The following is a 14,570-nucleotide window of genomic DNA, read 5'->3' as shown; positions in this document are numbered from 1 at the left end:
TGACCTGCCTAGTTCCCGGGAACTACCTGCCCGCTCGCCTGCGCCGCCGACGCGTCGATCACGGCCGGGTAGTGCTGATCGGAGCAAACGCCGGATCGGCCAGATCGTGACGCACCCGCTCCAGGCGTTGCGCCTTGATCCACGCGGTCACCCTCAGCCCCTCCTCCTGAAACACCCGATGCAGGTAACTGATCGAGATGAAGCGAACCGGCCATCCGGAGGCCACACGTCGCACGCGATAACACACGAGACATCGTGGACCAAGTCCCCCTCGTCCACGCCTCCCTTCTCGCTGCCGACCTCCACCAGCGAACCAAAGCCGCGACTCCGAACCCGGAATCCGGCAGGAAACTCGGGGGTCAGAAAGATATCCTCAGCCATCTCGTCTCCGCCTCGGCCTAGCCCTTCGCGACACCGACCGACCCGGGCCAGGCACGCCAGGCCTTACAGAGATTGGGCAGGATCTCGCGCCGCCGCCTCACTGCGGAGGAACTCCAGCAAATGCTCATCAGCGGCGCCTGCATCGGGTCAGCCAGGGTCATGGTCGCGAACAGCGCGGATGCGGCTGCGGTACATCCATGCCATCGGTGACTCTTCACAGGAACTGAGCCTTCACCAGGGGTCTGACGCCCTTCAGAGGGTGCAGGGCCCGAAGCGGGCTCCGGCGACGAGGGCGGCGCCAAGGGAGAGGACGACGTTGAGCATGTTCGGCCTGTACTCACGACGCCGCTGGTGGACGAGAGCCGCCAGCGCCATGATCACCGCCAGACCAGTGGCGGCCAGCGGGGTGAGCACCGGAGCGATGCCGGTGGCGGCGGGCAGCACGAGGCCCCACGCTCCGGCCAGTTCGGCGATGGCTATGAAGCGGATGGTCGTGTGAGAGAAGCCGGCGAGCGCGGGCATGCTCGCGGCCAGGGAGTCCTTGGACTGGAGGGATTTGCGCAGCCCGGCGACGAGGAACAGGGCGGCTAGCGTGCCCTGGATCGCCCACAGGAGCACATTCACAGGCCTGCGGCCGACACGCCGCCGTCGATGGTGAACACCGCGCCGGTGGTGTAGGCGGAACGCTCGGAGGCCAGGAAGGCGATCAGGTCGGCGACCTCGCGCGGTGAGGCGGCGCGGCCGAGCGGGAACATCGCGGTCAGCTCGCCGTAGCGGTCCTCGTCGCCGAACCGGGCGCGCGCCTGGGCCTTCATCAGCGTGAGGATGCGTTCGGTGGCGACGGGGCCGGGGTTGACGCCGAGGACGCGGATGCCGTCGGCGAGGCTGCGTCCGCCCAGTGCTTTGGTGAATGTCATCAGCGCGGCGTTGCCGGTGCTGCCCGCGATGTAGTTGGCGTCGTAGCCTTCGCCTGAGGCGCCGATGTTGTTGACGATCACGCCGTTCCCGCGGGCCTTCATCCTGGTGTACAGGTGCCGGGTGAGGTTGATGTAGCCGAAGACCTTCAGCTCCCAGCCGTGCCGCCAGGCCTGCTCGTCCACCGCGGCGAGCGGTCCGCCGGGGATGTCGCCGGCGTTGTTGATAACAATGTCCGGTACGGGCACTGCGGCGGCGAACCGGTCGAGTTCGTCGCTCTGCCGCAGATCCACGACATGGACGCCGACGTTCACTCCGTGCTCGGCGCCCAGCCGGGCGGCAAGCTTCTCCAGCTCGGGGCCGCTGCGTGCGGCCAGGTCGAGGTCGCAGCCCTCTTCGGCGAGCACCTCGGCGATCGCGGTGCCGATGCCGCGCGATGCTCCGGTGATGAGCGCCCGCTTGCCGCTCAAGTGCAGATTCATGTCATCCTCGTCTGTAGGAACCATTGGTTTCGACAAAGAATTACCGAAACGCCCGGTTCCGTCAAGTGCTGCACTCGGCCGCATGGATCAGCACGCGAGTCACGCTCGAGGCGCCGGTCGGGCGCGGCCATGCGCGTAGCCGGCATCCTCGCGGTGGGCGCCGGTACCACGACACTCGCCCGGGTCGGGGCTGAAGGCGGCTGGCGTGCGGGGATTCTGTGGGCCGGCTTCGGAGTTCCGTTGCTGCTCGACGGGCTGACGCTCAATGGATGGCTACACAAGCTGCGCATCGCACTGGCATGGACGTTGCCCGCGACGATTCTCCCTGGCGGCCTCTTCGTCTTGCTATACCGGCTCCGCTGCGGCGCTGGACGGCCCCGCGAACAAGGTCAACGCCGCATGGAAGACTCGGGGCATCGGCGTGATGTTCCTGCTGATCGCGCGGCTGGCTTGTGGGCATGGGGTCATGCGGCCAAGCGTGCTCTCCGAGTCAGGGGCGGCGGCTCCCCTAGGGAAAGCCTGAGATGCGCGATCCCGTCGACGACGGGGAGCAGGCCCCGTTCGGCGAAGACCTTTTCGGCGACGAAGGTGCCGTTCAGGGCGCGGGGCATCCCGCAGTAGACGGCCGAATGCAGGAGCGCTTCAGTGATCCCGGCTGGCGTGAGACCCACATTCAGGGCCGCGTTGATGTGGATGTGCAGTTCGGTCTCGCAGCCGCCGAGGCGGTGAGGACGCCGAGAGTGATCAGTTGCCGGTCTCGAGGAGGGAGGCCGGGACGTGCATGCATCTCCCCGAAGGCCCAGGCGACCACCTGATGGCTGAGCTCAGGTGAGACATCGGCCAAAGCATCCACGATCTTCTGTCCGGCCGCAGGATCGATCTGCTGCAGCACCTTCAAACCGCGCTCGAAGCGTTGTTCGCGATTCGTCTGCCCTCCAGGATGTGCCGTAAGTCCCTTGGACAACCGTCATGCCCGAGCCGTGCAGAGGGCGATTGTCGCCAGGTCCAGTCGTTGTCCTCACTTGTCGATACTGACAGTACCGAGAAGGTGATGCCGAAACTATGGGTTCCCTCAAGTGTTAGGCTCGTGCCCGTGACCTCAGAGCCTCGGCCGCGCCCGCACACCGGACGCCGGCGCAATCCCGCCGTCCGGCAGGCCATCCTCGATCACGCCGCCGACCTGCTGATCGCCCACGACTACTCGGCCGTCTCGATCGATGCGATCGCGCACGCCGCAGGGGTCAGCAAACACACGATCTATCGTTGGTGGCCCTCCAAAGGTGCGGTGCTGCTCGAGGCCATGATGGAGCGGGCCAGGCAGCAGACGCCTGGCCTCGGCACCGGCGTGTTCGCCGATGACCTGGAAACCTTCCTGGCCGCCACCTTCCGCACCGTCGAGAAGGTGAGCGGGCTGCTGCGCGGCATCATGGCTGAGGCCCAGCGTGATCCGGTGGCCGCCGAGGGGCTGCGCCAGTTCACCACCGGCCGCAGAGACGAACTGCACGCCCTGCTCTCCCGTGGACTCGCGCAGGGCGAGTTGCGCACGGGTACCGATCTGGACCTGCTGGTCGACCAGCTCTTCGGGCTGATGTGGTACCGCCTGCTGATCGGCCACGCCCCTCTGGGCGGCGACGTCGCCGCCCGCCTGGCCCGCTCACTGATCCATCGCGGGCCTTAAGAAGGCCACGGATGGTGAAAGGCGCAAAAAGGAGGCGAACAAGGTTGGGCTCGCGCTGGAAACCCGTCCCCCTTGCCACCGGCGGGATGGTGAGTCCCCGGCGCGCCTGAGCTCAGCTTGCGTTCGCCGGCTCGGCGGGCCAGTGGTCGCGCATCGCCAGGTCCACCGAGCGCCGGGCAGCCTCAGGGTCGTCGCCGTACCCGACGAACAGGCACTGCGACATGTCCGCGAAGTGGAGCGGGAGGTGCTCGGCGGGCAGCAGTTCGGCGATGGCGAGGCTCACCATGCCGTGTCTCATGGTCCACAACTGCACGGCCCACCCGAGCGACCTGATCGGCTCGACCTGGCGGAACCGCCCGGCCTCGACACATCGGCGGACCGCGTCGACCAGCCGCTGGAAGGTGTCGTTCCCGGCGTCGGGCCCCTCGTGCCGTTCGAGGAACATCGCCCGATAAAGATGCGGGTTGGCCAGCCCGTTGGCGAGGTAGGCGGCGCCGCCGGCGGCGAGGCCGGCCACCGGGTCCGTCAGGTCGGCAGTGGCGTCGAGGTGCGCGACGAGCCGGGCGAAGCCTTCTTTGCGTACCGCGTGCCACACCTCGTCCATGCTGCCGAAGTAGGTGTAGACGGCCATCGTGGAGGTGCCGGCCTCATGGGCCAGGCGCCGGGTGGTCAGGGCTTTCGGGCCTTCCTCGGCCAGGACGCGTGCGGCGGCCTCGATGAGTCCGGTTCGGACGGTGGGATCGGCAGGCTTGGGGCTCATGGTTGACATTATGCCATAACGTTGTTACACAACATTGTTATGCAAACTGAATCGATCGGCGCGCCCCACGCGGGCCGAACGCCTGAGAGGACGAGCATGCCTCCCACGAACGCCTCGGCCCCGGTCACCGAGGAGGTGACCGCGTACGATCTCCCGGTCAGCGGCACCCTTCCCCCCGAGCTGAACGGACGTTATCTGCGCAACGGGCCGAACGCGCTGGGACTCGACGATCCCGGCGCAAGCTCCCTGTTTCTCGGCACCGGGATGGTGCACGGAGTTCGTCTGCGGGACGGGCGAGCCGAGTGGTACCGCAACCGCTGGGTGCGCTCGGCCATGGTGGCTCAGGCGCTCGGCGAGCAGCCGCGGCGGGGGCCGGTCTTCGAGGGGATGGACTTCGCGTCCAACACCCATGTGATCGGCCACGCCGGCCGGACGTTGGCGCTGGTGGAGTCGGGGCCCCGGCCGTACGAGCTCAGCGACGATCTGGAGACGGTCGGCCCCTTCGACTTCGGCGGCACGCTGCCGGCGGGCTACGCGGCGCACACCAAGCTCGACCCGCGCACGGGAGAACTCCACGCGATCACCTACCGCTGGGGGCGGCCTGACGCGGTCGAGCACATCGTCGTCGGTGCGGACGCTCTGGTGTCCTCGGCGCGAGAGGTGCCAGTGACCGGCGGGCCGATGATGCACGACTTCGCGCTCACCGGAAAGTACGTGATCCTCTACGACCTGCCGGTCATCGCGAGCACGGATGCCGCGGGTGGGTCGATGGTCCCCTACGCCTGGGACGGGACGCACGGGGCGCGCCTCGGGCTGCTGCCACGCGACGGCTCCGGGGTGCGCTGGCTGGACATCGAGCCCTGCTGGATCTACCACACCCTCAACGCCTACGACGACGGCGACCGCGTCGTGATCGACGTGATCCGCTATCCCCAGGCGTTCGACATGGCCAAATTCGAGGGGACTGGCACTCCCACACTCGACCGGTTCACCGTGGACCTCACCGGCGGCAAGGTCGCCGAACAGCGACTGCACGACCGTGCCCAGGAGTTCCCGCGGGTGGACGAGCGCGTGGTGAGCGCGCCGCATCGCTACGGATACACCGCCGTGAGCACGACCGTGCCCGCCGGCGTCGAGGACCTGCAGGACCTGGACGACGACGCCTTCGGCAGCGTGCTGCTCAAGCACGATCTCGTGCGCGGCACCGTGGAGACGCACGGGTTCGGCCGTGACGCCGCGGTCGGCGAGGCGGTGTTCGTGCCGTCGTCCGCCGGCGCGGCCGAGGACGACGGGTACGTGATGGCCTTCGTGCACGACCCGGACCGGGGCGCCAGCGACCTGGTGATCCTGGCCGCCCAGGACTTCACCGGCGCCCCGATCGCCACCGTCCACCTTCCGGTACGGGTGCCGCTGGGCTTCCACGGAAGCTGGATCCCCAGTGGGGACCTGTCGTGACCGGCCCGCCTCCCACCGAGCAAGGGCAACGCAGGGTGCCCACGGCGTGGGAGCAGACAGGTGGTCTGGCCGGGCTGTTCTACTCCTCCTTCCCGGTCATGGTGTTCGTCGCCGGCAACGCGATGTTCGGACTGCAGGCAGGCATCTGGAGCGCGGTGGGCACCGCGATCGCGTTCATCGTGCTGCGGGTGATCCGCAAGCAACCGCTGCGGCCTGCCGTGTCCGGCTTCATCGGCATCGCCATCGCCTCGTTCATCGCCTACCGCTCCGGTTCTGCGAGCGGGTTCTTCCTATTCGGCATCTGGTTGAGCCTGGCCTGCTTCGCCGTGCTGGTGTTGTCGATGCTGGTTCGCAGGCCGCTGGCCGGAGTGGCCTGGAGCGTGCTGAACCGGGTGCCGATGGAGTGGACGAAGGACAGGCCGTCCCGCTTCGGCTACGACGTGGCCACGGCAGTGCTGGCCGCGGTGTTCGCCGCGAGGTACGTAGTGCAGCGCTGGCTGTATGAGGAGGACTACACCGGCTGGCTGGCGGTCGCGAAGATCACCATGGGCTATCCGCTGCTGGCCCTCGCCCTGCTCACCACAGTGTGGGCGGTACGCCGTTCCGAACGCCGCCTCAAGCGCCTCAAAGAGACGGCCGAGTAGAGCTGTCAGACCGCCTGGCGACGGCGCGGTTGGCGTCCGGGTCCAGCGGGAACACGCACCTCGATACCCGGTACAGCGGAGTTTGCCGGTCACCTACACCTACACCCCCGGCTCCAGAAGCGGCTTCACCTACGCCGCCCTGTCCAACAGGAACAAGGAGAGCGGGTCGCTGGACTTCAACGTGCTCAGCCCGCGCATGAACGCCGAGATCGGCAAGGTGACCATTTGGCTGACGACGGACCTTGTTGCCGCGCCTACCTGGCGGCGCCGCGGTCTCATTGATCGAGCGTTGCCCGTTTGCGGTGGTCATCGTGGCTGGTGCGTGCTGTTCTGGCGCGCCACCTTGCATGCGAGGACATGGCGATGGTGACCGACTTTGAGGTGATCTAGCCGGATTACCCGGTGAGGCCGTCGAGTCTGGCGAAGAACTCCTCGACCAGTTCCGGCAGACTCGCGGGATCGTCGGCGGTCTGCATGGCCGTGTAGAGGCAGGCCAGTGACACCTGCGTGGCCAGGGTCGCGGCCATGGGCGTTGCGCCGTGCTCCGTCAGCGCGTCGACTATCAAGGTGGCCTCCTGCTGCTGCTTCAGCAGCAGCCGCGCCATCAGTTCGGGATGGCGGCGCAGCAGCCGGGCGTGCACCGCGGATCGCTCCGGCGTGGCCGTCCACCCGGTCAGGCCTTCCCGCGTGGCCGCCCTGATCGCGCCGAGCGCGTCGGCTAGTGAGTCGCCGATTGGCGCGCGCCGTTCGGCCTCGCGCCGCAGGGTGCCGATCAGGGCCGCGATGGTCCGCTCGTCGTCGGCGAACACGACCTCCTGCTTATCGCCGAAGTAGCGGAAGAACGTGGTGCGCCCGACCTCGGCCCGTTCTGCGATCTGAGTCACCGTGACGTCGTCGAACCCGCGTTCGCCGAACAGCTCGTAGGCGGCCGTGACGATGGCGTTGCGCACCTTCTGCCGCTTGCGTTCCTGGAGTGATTCGGCCGACATGCGTTCAGTCTATCCCGATGGAACTTGATACGTTATGGTACTAAGTACCTACTGGTACCGAGTTCGGGAGGAGATGTGCTCAGGATCGGCTTGCTGGACGCAGCCATCGCGCCCGCCGCGCTCCTTCGGCCCGCCATGCAGGTGGCGGGCATGCAGGTGGACGCCGTGGCGGCACGGCATCGGCGTGGTACACGACTCCTACGCCGACCTGATCGCCGACCCCGGCATCGACGCCGTCTACATCCCGCTGCCCAACGGGCTGCACGCCGAATGGACCCTGCGGGCACTCCGGCACGGCAAGCACGTGTTGTGCGAGAAGCCCATGGCGGCCAACCAGGCGGAGGCTCGCGAGATCGTCGAGGCTGCCGGCGATCTGGTGGTGATGGATGCCCTGCACTACCGGTTCACCCGCTGGCCGAGCACCTACGGGCCGTGGTGCGCGACGAACTGGGAGCGGTCCGGCGGGTCCGGGTTTCGCTGCGTGTGCCGCTGCCGCGCTTGTCCGATATCCGGTGCTCCTACGAGCTGGCGAGCGGGGCGACCATGGACGTCGGCTATTACACCCCGCACCTGGCCCGGCTGCTGGGCGGCGAACAGCCGCAGGTGGTCTCGGCGCGGGTGCAGACCTTGCGGTCCAGACCGCTGATCGACCGGGTGATGCGTGCGGAGCTGGTGTTCCACGGCAGGGCCGAGGTGCGCGTGTCACTGTGGGGCTGGCCGCCCCCGTCGATCGCCGCCTGCGTGACGGGCGAGCGCGGCGAACTGAGCGTGCTCAACTTTCTCGCCCCGCACGTCTATCACCGGCTGAAGGTACGAGGCCCGGAGGACATCCGCGTCGAGAGGATCGGCGGGCGGCCCCCGGACACGAGCCAGCTTCGGGCCTTCCACGCGGCGGTCACTAGGGGCGCCCCAGTGCTCACCGGCGCCCAGGACGCCGTCGTCACGATGGGCCTGATCGACGACATCTACCGGGTGGCCGGGCTGCCGCCCAGAGGAAATGGAGACTGATACATGGAAGAGCAGTCACGCGACGACGAGGTGTCGCGCCGCGGATTCCTGCTGACCTCGGCCGCAGCGGCGGGGCTCACCGCCATCGCGGAGCACCCGCGGCCGGCTGTGGCCGCCACCGCCGCCACCGCCACCGCCGCGGGCGCCGCGGCCGCGGTCGTGGAGGTCGCGCTGAAGGTGAACGGAAAGGAGCGCACACTCAGCCTCGACCCGCGCGTCACACTGCTGGACGCGTTGCGCGAGCGACTGGACCTCACCGGCACCAAGAAGGGCTGCGACCGCGGCCAGTGCGGCGCGTGCACCGTGCACGTGGACGGTCGCCGGGTGCTGTCGTGTCTCACGCTCGCGGCCGGCGTCAGCGGCAAGGCCGTGATCACCATCGAAGGACTGGCCGACGGGGACCGGCTGCATCCGGTCCAGCGGGCGTTCGTGGAGTGCGACGGATTGCAGTGCGGGTTCTGCACGCCGGGGCAGGTCATGTCCGCCGTCGCGCTGATCGAGGAGGGGTACGCGGGATCGGAGGCCGAGATCCGGGAGCACATGTCGGGAAACATCTGTCGTTGTGGCGCGTACCAGCAGATCGTGCAAGCGGTGCGGATGGCGAAGGAGGGGGCGTGATGCGGCCTTACACGTTCGCCGCCGCGCGCAGCGTGGGCGAGGCGTTGGAGCAGGCACGCGACGGATCCGCCTATCTGGCGGGCGGGACGACGCTGGTCGACCTCATGAAGCTGGAGGTCATCAGCCCCGCGCACGTCGTGGACATCACGGCCGTGCCGCTGCGCGGCATCAGGGCCGGCGCCAAGGGCCTGTCCATCGGGGCCATGGAGCGCATGGCCGACGTGGCCGGGCACGAGCTGGTCGCGGGCCCGTACCCGATGTTGGCCGAGGCGCTGCGGCAGAGCGCCTCACCGCAGATCAGGAACATGGCCACCATCGGCGGCAACCTGCTGCAGCGCACCCGCTGCGGGTATTTCCGCGATCCGGCCACCCCGTGCAACAAGCGCTCGCCCGGCTCGGGTTGCTCGGCCGTCGACGGTCACAACCGCTCACATGCCGTCCTGGGCACCAGCGACGCCTGCGTCGCCACCCACCCCAGCGATCTGGCCGTCGCGCTCATCGCGCTCGACGCCCGTCTGTCGCTGCGCGGCGCCGGCGGTGAGCGCTCGCTGCGGTTGGCCGACTTCTACCGGCTGCCGGGCAGCACACCGCATCAGGAGAACGAGTTACGGCCGGGTGAGCTGATCACCGGCGTTGCCGTGCCCCCGCTGCCGTGGGCGCGCAGGTCCACGTACGTGAAGGTACGCGACCGGCAGTCGTATGATTTCGCGCTCTGCTCCGCGGCCGTCGCGGTGAACGTGAGGGGTGGCGTGATCGGCGAGGCCCGCGTCGCGGCCGGCGGCGTGGGCACCAGGCCATGGCGGCTGCCCGCCGTCGAGCAGGCGCTGAAGGGCAAGCCGATGCGACTGGAGACGTTCCAGGCGGCGGTGGTGCACGCCGCCGACGGCTCGCGCCTGCTGTCCCGCAACGCCTTCAAACCGGCGCTGCTGCGCCGCACCATCGTCCGCGCACTCGTCCACCTGGCAGGCTGATATGGCACAACCCACGATGGACCGGATCGACGCCCGCGCCAAGGTCACCGGCGCGGCCAAGTACGCCTCCGACCACAACCTGCCCGCGATGGTCTACGGGCACATGGTGACCAGCACGATCGGCAACGGCCGGATCGTCTCGATGGACCTGAGCGCGGCCCGCGTCGCCGGGGGCGTGATCGAGATTTACACTCCCGGCAACCGGCCGGCCTTTCGTGGCACGCTGCCGCCCCCGCTCGCGCCCGTCTTCGCGGAGGCCCGCCACCCGCTCGCAGACAGCGAGATCCACTACTACGGCCAGATCGTCGCGATGGTCGTGGCCGAGACCATCGAGCAAGCCCGCGACGCCGCGGCGCTCATCAAAGTGACGTACACGGCACTGCCCCCGAAATCCTCCTTCGAGGACGCCAAGCAGAACCCCGCGGACCCACCCGTCACCGGGCTGCCGCTCGGGCAACCGATCAAGAAACCCCAGGACGTCGACATCGAGACCGCGCTGGCCGCCAGCCAGGTCAGGGTCGAAGAGACCTACGACATCCCGCCCAGGCACCACAACATGATGGAGCCGCACGCGGCCGTGGCCGCCTGGCAGGACGGGAAACTGACGATCTACAGCGGCACGCAGGGACCGGCGGCGCACGCGCTGGAGTTGGCCACCGTGCTCGGCGTTCAGCCGGCCGACGTGCACGTCATCAGCCCGTACGTGGGCGGCGCCTTCGGCGGCAAGGCGTTCACCTGGGCGCCCGCCCTGCTGGCCGCGGCCGCCGCCCTCGCGCTCGCCCGCCCCGTCAAGGTCGTGACCAGCCGCGAGCAACTCTTCACCGTTACCGGCCACCGGGCAGCCTCCTCGCAAACGTTCGGACTCGGCACGCACAGGGACGGGCGGCTCAACGCGATCAAGCACCACACGACCAGCCAGAGCATCGTGGAGGATCCCGGCTACCGCACCACGCCGAAGTACTACCTCGCCCCGAACGTCGACATCAGGCTGATGGTCACCCCCGACATGAACCTGCCCACCGCCACCATCATGCGCGCCCCCGGCGACGAGGCCGGATCCTTCGCCCTGGAGAGCGCCATGGACGAGCTGGCCGTGCGGCTCGGCATGGACCCCATCGAGCTCCGCATGAAGAACTACCTGGAGTCGACCCTGATCGAGGCGAAGCCGTACTCCAGCAAGCATCTCGACGCGTGTTACCGGGTAGGCGCCGAGCGGTTCGGCTGGTCGCGCCGCAGCACCCAGCCGGCCGCGGTCACCGACGGTGACTGGCAGGTTGGACTCGGCATGTCCACTGCCATCCTGGACTCGGGCCGAGCGTCCACGACAGTGCGGGTGACCTTCCGCCCGAACGGCACCGCCACCGTGGGCTGCGCCACGTCCGACGCGGGGACCGGGATGTGGACGATCATGGCCATGACCGGGGCCCGCGCTCTGGAGGTGCCCGTCGACCGCATCAGGCCCGCACTCGGCGACTCAGGACTGCCCGTCGCTGGCAACAACGACATCTACGGCGCGGTCGGCTCGGCCGCCACCTCAACCGTGACGCCCGCGATCCTGGTGGCCGCGAAGGAGGCGATCGGAAAGCTGGTCGAGCACGCCACCACGGCCGCGGGCTCACCGCTGCTCGGAGTCGGCGACGTGCGCTACGACGGAGGCCGTCTCGTCGGTGCGGGCACGTCAGTCGGGTTCGGTGAGCTGCTCACCCTGACCAGGACCGCCGAGGTCGGAGCCCAGGGCACCAGTGCGGCCCTGGACGAAAGCCACGCCTATGCCTCCTATGCCGCGCACTTCTGCGAGGTCAGGGTCAACCGGTGGACCGGGGACCCGCGCCTGGCCCGCTTCACGACCGTGGTGGATGCGGGGGCGATCCTCAACGCGAAAACCGCACGCAACCAGATCACCGGGGGAGTGCTGTTCGGGCTCGCGGCGGCCATGTTCGAAGAGGGCAAGGTCGAAGGCGCAACCGGCCGGATCTCCAACGCCAACCTCGCCGACTACCTGCTACCGGTCAACGCCGACACCACGGAGATCGACGTGCACTTCCTCGACCACCCCGACACCAGGATCAGCCCCACAGGCGCCCGCGGGATCGGCGAGCTCGGCACGGTCGGAGCTGCGGCTGCCTTCGCCAACGCCGTCTACAACGCCACAGGCAAACGCATCAGAACCTTGCCCATCACTCCCGACAAACTGCTCGCCTGACAGCGAAAGGGCGACTCTCGACACGCTCGCCTGATGAGACATGAGCCGGTACGCATGTCATGCGGTCCCGCCGTCGCGCCTGAGTCGTTGTGCCGCCGCACCGACCCCTTATGACGAGCCGTGACCTGGTTGATCAACCCTGATGCTGGCGCGTGCGGCAGCGCAGGGCATTGCCGAAGTCTCGGCTCGCGGTCGATGCGGCGGCTGGTCCGATGAACAGGGCGGCGATGGCGCCGATGCTTGCGATGGTGGTGACCAGGACGGCACCCGCGGCGATGACGGCGGCACCGATACCCGTGAGCATGCCGTTCGCGCTAGTGCCAGAGATCGAGAGCATCACAGTTTCGTTTGTTGTCGATAAGGGTTAGGAAGAGCTGGGGCGCCGGTGCCTTCCGGGCGTGAACTCGGCGCGTTTCTCCAGGTCGGGCCAGGCCAGCGCCAGATTTGCGAGGCGATGGCGAGGTTGTCGGCGTCAATGGGTAGCCAAACTTCGCCGGCTGGTCCGCCGTCGATGGCGCCGCCCAGTGAGGAACGGCAGCCGGTGGCGGCTGTGACCATCATGCGAGAGGGCTCACGGACGAGGCGGTGACGCAGATTGGCTTCTCGCCGTTCGTTGGCCACCCAGAACAGCACAGGGGTGGTGATTCCGCTGGTTTGTTGCGGGCGTCGGCGGAGATCGCTTGCCGGAGCATGGCTGGCAGTTGCGCCAGGTGCTGGTGGGCAAGGACCAGCGACCGGCGGTAGGCCCGGGCCTCAGCCAGCATGTCGGACAGAGCGTGCGGCAGTGTGAGGAAGTTGTGGGCTTCGTCCACATAGAGCGCGCTGGGGGAGCGGGCGTGGCCGAGTTTGCGCGTCGGGTGGCGGCCTGCCGTACCTGGGCCAGCACCATGGAGCCGAGTAGGCGGGCGGTGTCGTCACCGAGCACGCCTTTGGGCAGGCGGATTAGCAGGATCCCGCCGTCCAGGATCGAGCGGAGACTGAAGGTAGAGCGCGTGGACCCCACCACATTGTGGACGAAGGGGCGCAGTAACACGGCGCGGAGCTGGTTCGTGATCGGACCGGTGACATGTGGCTGATGCTGTGGAGATAGGGGGTTGTACCAGGTCCAGAACGAGGCCAGGAGCGGGTCGCCGACGGCGGCGGTGACCCGGCGGCGATAGTCGGCATTGGTCAAGAGCTGTGGGATGTCGGCGAGAGTGCCGCCGTGCCGGGCCAGGGTCAGGCAGCAGCCTCGCAGGATGTCCTCGGTCCTGGGGCCCCAGTGGTCGGCGTAGAGCTTGTGGAAGATGGCGACGAGATTCTCGGTGTTCATGTCCAGGTCGATCCCGATGTCGGCACCGCCCAGCACGTTGAGAGAGGGGGCGCGGGTGTGGGTCGTCGGGGTCGATCAGGACGACCTTGTCGGCGACCTGCTCGGGCGGATCGATCGAGAGTTTCGCGAGCGGCTTCAGCGCCGCTACACGGAGCTTGTCCGCGCCCGCAAAGCCAGGACCGAACACCTCGAGACCCTCGCGCACGCATCTGAGCCTGAGGCCGACCGGAGCCTTCTGGATCGGCTGCCGACGCTTGGCACCGCTCTGGCATCCGTTGGTGAGGATCTGCAGCGGCGGCTGTTCGATGCCTTCCATCTGGAGGTGCGCTACCGCCACGTTGCTCATGAGGTGTTGATCACGATCACCATCAAGGAGGACAACATGCCCGCTCTGACGGCCCTCACAAACGCAATCGCCGACCCTCCCGAGGGAGCATCGGCGATCTTGAAGGCGTTCCCTTGTTCTGTGTGCCCCCTGCAGTGTGCTGGTTCAGGACATAGGAAACCCATGTCGCAGGACATAGGAAACTTCAACAGGGTGTGTCTCAGGACATAAGCAACTGCCGCGATCAACAGCGTGGGCGGTGTGTCCAAGGCCAGAGTTGTCATCTCCGCTGTTGTCGTCGAGGGCCGGTCCCAGGCAGAGGTCGCCCGCGCCTACGGAGTCTCCAAGGGCTGGGTGTCCAGGCTCGTCGCGCGTTATCGGGCTGAGGGCGATGCGGCGTTCGAGCCCCGATCCCGGCGACCTAAGACCTCGCCGAACGCGGTCGACGCCGACACGGTCGACTTGATCGTGCGGCTCCGCAAGGAACTGGCCGAGCAGGGGTTGGACGCCGGCCCGGACACCATCGCCTGGCACCTGCACCAGCATCATGGGCGGACGGTGTCGCGGGCCACGGTCAGCCGCTACCTGATGCGGCATGGCCTGGTGGTGCCCGAACCCAAGAAGCGGCCCCGCTCGTCCTACATCCGCTTCCAAGCAGCGCTGCCGAACGAGACCTGGCAGGCCGACTTCACGCACTACCGGCTCGCCGACGGCACCGACACCGAGATCCTGTCCTGGCTGGACGACCACTCCCGCTACGCCCTGTCGGTGACCGCGCACGCCCGCGTCACCGGCCCGATCGTGCGCGACACCTTCCGCGCCGCGGTCG

The 14,570-nt window shown here is 68.3% G+C and carries 18 protein-coding genes and 1 pseudogene; 11 read left to right on the top strand and 8 right to left on the bottom strand.

What is annotated here, in order from left to right:
• Positions 1 to 58: 58 nt before the first annotated feature.
• From GUY59_RS47545 to GUY59_RS51385, 5 genes are all read right to left on the bottom strand, one after another.
• A complete protein-coding gene (locus GUY59_RS47545) occupies positions 59 to 226 on the bottom strand; it encodes a hypothetical protein (protein WP_201761055.1) in 168 nt (55 codons plus the stop codon).
• A 407-nt stretch (positions 227 to 633) separates the two neighbouring features.
• A complete protein-coding gene (locus tag GUY59_RS19085; RefSeq protein WP_252374954.1) occupies positions 634 to 999 on the bottom strand; it encodes a DoxX family protein in 366 nt (121 codons plus the stop codon).
• A gap of 2 nt (positions 1,000 to 1,001) precedes the next feature.
• On the bottom strand, positions 1,002 to 1,778 hold the full coding sequence (locus GUY59_RS19080) for an SDR family oxidoreductase (RefSeq protein WP_138201291.1): 777 nt from the start codon (positions 1,776 to 1,778) through the stop codon (positions 1,002 to 1,004).
• Between the two features lie 464 nt (positions 1,779 to 2,242).
• Positions 2,243 to 2,449 carry a carboxymuconolactone decarboxylase family protein gene (locus tag GUY59_RS51390; RefSeq protein WP_354533262.1) on the bottom strand — a complete coding sequence of 69 codons (207 nt, stop codon included), beginning with the start codon at positions 2,447 to 2,449 and terminating at the stop codon, positions 2,243 to 2,245.
• A gap of 2 nt (positions 2,450 to 2,451) precedes the next feature.
• Positions 2,452 to 2,565 carry a hypothetical protein gene (locus tag GUY59_RS51385; protein WP_354533273.1) on the bottom strand — a complete coding sequence of 38 codons (114 nt, stop codon included), beginning with the start codon at positions 2,563 to 2,565 and terminating at the stop codon, positions 2,452 to 2,454.
• 306 nt (positions 2,566 to 2,871) lie between these two features.
• Between GUY59_RS51385 and GUY59_RS19070 the strand changes: the two genes are divergently transcribed.
• Positions 2,872 to 3,456, top strand: a complete 585-nt coding sequence (locus tag GUY59_RS19070; RefSeq protein WP_246063545.1) for a TetR/AcrR family transcriptional regulator — start codon at positions 2,872 to 2,874, stop codon at positions 3,454 to 3,456.
• 112 nt (positions 3,457 to 3,568) lie between these two features.
• On the opposite strand, the gene GUY59_RS19065 is transcribed toward GUY59_RS19070, so the two are convergent.
• Entirely contained in the window at positions 3,569 to 4,216 is a 648-nt protein-coding gene (locus GUY59_RS19065; protein WP_161714608.1) for a TetR/AcrR family transcriptional regulator, read from the bottom strand.
• Positions 4,217 to 4,312: 96 nt separating this feature from the next.
• On the opposite strand from GUY59_RS19065, the gene GUY59_RS19060 reads away from it, so the two are divergent.
• From GUY59_RS19060 to GUY59_RS19050, 3 genes are all read left to right on the top strand, one after another.
• Positions 4,313 to 5,671 (top strand): carotenoid oxygenase family protein, encoded by a 1,359-nt coding sequence (locus GUY59_RS19060; RefSeq protein ID WP_138201289.1) that lies wholly within the window; start codon positions 4,313 to 4,315, stop codon positions 5,669 to 5,671.
• A complete protein-coding gene (locus GUY59_RS19055) occupies positions 5,668 to 6,315 on the top strand; it encodes a DUF3159 domain-containing protein (protein WP_138201288.1) in 648 nt (215 codons plus the stop codon). The genes GUY59_RS19060 and GUY59_RS19055 overlap by 4 nt, the downstream gene beginning before the upstream one ends.
• Before the next feature lie 82 nt (positions 6,316 to 6,397).
• Positions 6,398 to 6,685, top strand: coding sequence for a hypothetical protein (locus GUY59_RS19050; RefSeq protein WP_138201287.1), 288 nt, complete (start codon positions 6,398 to 6,400; stop codon positions 6,683 to 6,685).
• Between the two features lie 25 nt (positions 6,686 to 6,710).
• Here GUY59_RS19050 and GUY59_RS19045 read toward each other — a convergent pair whose 3' ends face one another.
• Positions 6,711 to 7,304 carry a TetR/AcrR family transcriptional regulator gene (locus tag GUY59_RS19045; protein ID WP_138201286.1) on the bottom strand — a complete coding sequence of 198 codons (594 nt, stop codon included), beginning with the start codon at positions 7,302 to 7,304 and terminating at the stop codon, positions 6,711 to 6,713.
• Positions 7,305 to 7,338: 34 nt separating this feature from the next.
• On the opposite strand from GUY59_RS19045, the pseudogene GUY59_RS48810 reads away from it, so the two are divergent.
• The 5 genes and pseudogenes from GUY59_RS48810 to GUY59_RS19025 all read left to right on the top strand — a co-directional run.
• A pseudogene (locus tag GUY59_RS48810) lies at positions 7,339 to 7,659 on the top strand (Gfo/Idh/MocA family protein); the annotation flags it as partial.
• Positions 7,575 to 8,312, top strand: a complete 738-nt coding sequence (locus tag GUY59_RS47535) for a Gfo/Idh/MocA family protein (protein ID WP_442938992.1) — start codon at positions 7,575 to 7,577, stop codon at positions 8,310 to 8,312. The pseudogene GUY59_RS48810 and the gene GUY59_RS47535, both read left to right, overlap by 85 nt.
• A gap of 3 nt (positions 8,313 to 8,315) precedes the next feature.
• Positions 8,316 to 8,930 carry a (2Fe-2S)-binding protein gene (locus GUY59_RS19035; protein ID WP_138201285.1) on the top strand — a complete coding sequence of 205 codons (615 nt, stop codon included), beginning with the start codon at positions 8,316 to 8,318 and terminating at the stop codon, positions 8,928 to 8,930.
• Positions 8,930 to 9,901, top strand: coding sequence for an FAD binding domain-containing protein (locus GUY59_RS19030; RefSeq protein WP_138201327.1), 972 nt, complete (start codon positions 8,930 to 8,932; stop codon positions 9,899 to 9,901). Before GUY59_RS19035 ends, GUY59_RS19030 begins: the two co-directional genes overlap by 1 nt.
• Position 9,902: 1 nt before the next feature.
• On the top strand, positions 9,903 to 12,104 hold the full coding sequence (locus GUY59_RS19025; protein WP_138201284.1) for a xanthine dehydrogenase family protein molybdopterin-binding subunit: 2,202 nt from the start codon (positions 9,903 to 9,905) through the stop codon (positions 12,102 to 12,104).
• A 133-nt stretch (positions 12,105 to 12,237) separates the two neighbouring features.
• On the opposite strand, the gene GUY59_RS19020 is transcribed toward GUY59_RS19025, so the two are convergent.
• Positions 12,238 to 12,408, bottom strand: a complete 171-nt coding sequence (locus GUY59_RS19020; protein WP_161714607.1) for a hypothetical protein — start codon at positions 12,406 to 12,408, stop codon at positions 12,238 to 12,240.
• Between the two features lie 982 nt (positions 12,409 to 13,390).
• Here GUY59_RS19020 and GUY59_RS19015 point away from each other — a divergent pair.
• Positions 13,391 to 13,972: a hypothetical protein gene (locus GUY59_RS19015; RefSeq protein ID WP_138201283.1), complete on the top strand. Its 582-nt coding sequence runs from the start codon at positions 13,391 to 13,393 to the stop codon at positions 13,970 to 13,972.
• A 30-nt stretch (positions 13,973 to 14,002) separates the two neighbouring features.
• On the top strand, positions 14,003 to 14,570 hold a 568-nt coding region (locus tag GUY59_RS19010; RefSeq protein WP_138201282.1), incomplete at its 3' end, for a helix-turn-helix domain-containing protein.

It is taken from the genome of Nonomuraea sp. K271 (assembly GCF_009908215.1).
In the GTDB taxonomy this organism is placed as follows: Bacteria; Actinomycetota; Actinomycetes; order Streptosporangiales; family Streptosporangiaceae; genus Nonomuraea; species Nonomuraea longispora.
Note: the sequence above shows the minus strand (reverse complement) of the source record. Positions and strands in the feature narration are given on the sequence as shown.

Excerpts from the sequence above, each read along its gene's own strand:
- GUY59_RS19080 (WP_138201291.1), bottom strand. The coding sequence starts at position 1,778 with ATGAATCTGCACTTGAGCGGCAAGCGGGCGCTCATCACCGGAGCATCG.
- GUY59_RS51385 (WP_354533273.1), bottom strand. The coding sequence starts at position 2,565 with ATGCATGCACGTCCCGGCCTCCCTCCTCGAGACCGGCAACTGATCACT.
- GUY59_RS19065 (WP_161714608.1), bottom strand. The coding sequence starts at position 4,216 with ATGAGCCCCAAGCCTGCCGATCCCACCGTCCGAACCGGACTCATCGAG.
- GUY59_RS19060 (WP_138201289.1), top strand. The coding sequence starts at position 4,313 with ATGCCTCCCACGAACGCCTCGGCCCCGGTCACCGAGGAGGTGACCGCG.
- GUY59_RS19045 (WP_138201286.1), bottom strand. The coding sequence starts at position 7,304 with ATGTCGGCCGAATCACTCCAGGAACGCAAGCGGCAGAAGGTGCGCAAC.
- GUY59_RS47535 (WP_442938992.1), top strand. The coding sequence starts at position 7,575 with ATGGACCCTGCGGGCACTCCGGCACGGCAAGCACGTGTTGTGCGAGAA.
- GUY59_RS19035 (WP_138201285.1), top strand. The coding sequence starts at position 8,316 with ATGGAAGAGCAGTCACGCGACGACGAGGTGTCGCGCCGCGGATTCCTG.
- GUY59_RS19030 (WP_138201327.1), top strand. The coding sequence starts at position 8,930 with ATGCGGCCTTACACGTTCGCCGCCGCGCGCAGCGTGGGCGAGGCGTTG.
- GUY59_RS19025 (WP_138201284.1), top strand. The coding sequence starts at position 9,903 with ATGGCACAACCCACGATGGACCGGATCGACGCCCGCGCCAAGGTCACC.
- GUY59_RS19020 (WP_161714607.1), bottom strand. The coding sequence starts at position 12,408 with ATGCTCACGGGTATCGGTGCCGCCGTCATCGCCGCGGGTGCCGTCCTG.
- GUY59_RS19015 (WP_138201283.1), top strand. The coding sequence starts at position 13,391 with ATGGCGACGAGATTCTCGGTGTTCATGTCCAGGTCGATCCCGATGTCG.